2 protein-coding genes and 1 pseudogene are annotated in these 2,664 nt (G+C 34.5%); all 3 read right to left on the minus strand.

All coding sequences use genetic code 11. The features are described 5' to 3' along the window. Window positions 1-1,250, minus strand: a pseudogene (locus ACFSX9_RS09780) (OmpA family protein); the annotation flags it as partial. A gap of 10 nt (window positions 1,251-1,260) precedes the next feature. Then, window positions 1,261-2,190, minus strand: a complete 930-nt coding sequence (locus ACFSX9_RS09785; protein ID WP_379807153.1) for a PorP/SprF family type IX secretion system membrane protein — start codon at window positions 2,188-2,190, stop codon at window positions 1,261-1,263. Between the two features lie 54 nt (window positions 2,191-2,244). Beyond that, window positions 2,245-2,664, minus strand: a 420-nt coding sequence (locus tag ACFSX9_RS09790; protein ID WP_379807155.1) for a gliding motility-associated C-terminal domain-containing protein, incomplete at its 5' end; no start/stop codon positions are given.

Consider the following 2,664-nt stretch of genomic DNA (forward strand, 5'->3'; position numbering starts at 1 on the left):
ATATCGTCACTCCCTTTTCCACCTGCTCTATTGGAGGAGAAAAAGCCTAATTTAGACTGGGTGTCAAAAATATAAGCAAAATCGTCTTGTGGACTATTTACCGGTGTACCCAAATTTATAACTTTTGACGTGGTGCCATCTGCATTAATTTTTACAGAAAAAACGTCCAATCCTCCTAACCCCAACTGCCCATCTGATGCAAAAAACAACACATTGTCATCGCTCACAAATGGAAACGTTTCACGAGCTTCCGTATTAATACCGCCTTTTAAACCCTCTGGTGTACCAAAACTACCGTCAGATTTTATCGCTACTTTAAAAATATCAGATTCGCCAACCGTGCCTGGCATATTAGAGGCAAAGTACAAGGTTTTGTCATCTGGACTCAAAGCAGGATGTGCACAACTATATTGATCACTATTAAAGGGTAATTCCTTTACGTCACTCCACTCTCCAACATTATTTCTTGTGGCTTTATACAATTTTAATAACGTGATTTTTGAAGCGTCTGTTCTTTGCTTACCATTGGTATAGTTATTTCGTGTAAAATACATCGTAGTCCCGTCTTTTGTAAACACAGCAGAAGATTCGTTAAATTTAGAGTTTATCTTTCTTGACAAAGCCTCTGGATTCACTAAATAGCCCTCTGGAGTAACCTTGGCGTTGTATAAGTTATAAAAAGAAGCATTCGTCCATTTGTGTTTTACATTAGAAACTCCGCCGGTATCTCTAGCAGAAGTAAAAATAAATTCTCCTTTATGAAAAGCACCACCATAATCTGAATATTCTGTATTTATTCCTGCATCTTCAATGGTTTGTCTGCCTGAATTTTTTTTTATGTCTGACAAATAATCTTTGTTCGCTACAAATATTTTTGCTCTATTGTCCGCTCCTTTTTTTTGGGAAAACTTAACTAAATATTCATCCGATTTGGCATACTCACGAACCGACTTTAAAGTTTGAGCATATCTGAAATAATATTCAGGCTCCACTTCTTGCCTTAAAGCGAATAATTCGGTATACCATTTATTTGCTTCTTCTAAATTTGCATTAAAATAGTACGAATTACCTAACTTTTGAAACAAATCAACTGATTTATGACCTTTCTCAGCCACTTTCTTATAAATCTCAATAGCATCAATGTAAGCCAGTTCATCAAACTTTTTATCTGCTGCAGCTAGCTTACCTTTTTGAGCAAAACTTGAAGAAATGCTCAATACAATCAATAATAATATAACTTTTATTTTCATAATATATTTTTTAGAAGAATCTTGGAGAAACTACTTTGTTGTAATTTTTAAACAATTCATATCGTAAGAAAATCTCATGAGAACCTGAATTATAGTTCGCCAATTTAGTAACTTCCAAATCATAACCATAACCAATAAACCAAGCATCAGAAACCTGAAAGCCCGCTAGCAAACTAGCCGCAGCATCCCATCTGTAAGCGCCTCCAAGAGTGAATTTATCATTAAACAAGAAGTTAGCTGAGACATCAACTTGCAAAGGCGCGCCTTGAACTAATTTAGTCAAAAGAGCTGGTTTTAATTTTACACTGCTTGATAAATCAAACACGTGACCTGCAATAAAATAATAATGCATTTTTTCTGAAGCCACTGAATTTGCTGAAAAAGTAGCGCCTTCTTTATCGAAGTGTTTTGTCTCTAAGAAATTAGGAACAGACAATCCAAAATACGTTTTATTAGAATGGAAATAAACTCCAGCTCCTACATTAGGAGAAAATTTATTGTCTACATTATATTGTGCCAAATTATCATTTGGATTAAAGATATTCAACTTTGTAAAATCAACATTTAATAAATTAGCAGTCGCTTTAATACCAAAAGATAATTTATAATTTTCTGAGGTTTGAATAGAATATGAAACATCGGCTGAAATTGAATTTTCATCTGAAGGTCCAATTCGATCGTTTACAATTGAAACACCCAACCCAAAATTAGAGTTATTAATAGGCGTATTCAAAGAAAAAGTGTTCGTTTTAGGCGCTCCATCTAAGCCCACCCATTGGCTTCTGTGCAATCCAAAAATACTCAAAACACCGCGAGAACCTGCATAAGCCGGATTAACATTAATAGTGTTATACATATAATTTGTGAATTGCGAATCTTGTTGCCCATACGATGCGCCTGCGACAAGAGTGACAATAAATATTAAAAATCTTTTTTTCATTTTTTCACTTTTTATAAGAGTTTAAAGGGGAATTACTTCCCCTTTAAAGCTTTATTATCTATTAATATATAAATATCCTGAACGTTCTTTGTTAGCTCCTGAGTTGTTTTTGTATCTCAAAACATAGAAATAAGTACCCACTGGTAATTCTGAAGATTGGCTAATTGTTACTCTTCCTTCTGAGATCCCTCTGAAGTAGTTGTCGTTTTTACCATATCCTTTTGTTTCGTAAACTAAAACACCCCATCTGTTATAGATCTCTACCGTGTTCTCTGGGTACAATTGAATGTTTCTAATTACAAACACATCATTATCACCATCTCCATTTGGAGTAACCAAGTTGAAAATCTCTAAATCATCCTCAGATGGTGTAGAATTATTAGGCTCTAAGAAGTCTGGAATACCATTGCCATTAGAATCAACTGGATCTGTAGGAATATCACCATATTCATCACCATTGGTTAAACCATCTCC

It is taken from the genome of Flavobacterium ardleyense (assembly GCF_042686085.1).
Classification (GTDB): domain Bacteria; phylum Bacteroidota; class Bacteroidia; order Flavobacteriales; family Flavobacteriaceae; genus Flavobacterium; species Flavobacterium ardleyense.

Coding starts and splice junctions, on each gene's coding strand:
- ACFSX9_RS09785 (WP_379807153.1), bottom strand. CDS start 2,190: ATGAAAAAAAGATTTTTAATATTTATTGTCACTCTTGTCGCAGGCGCA.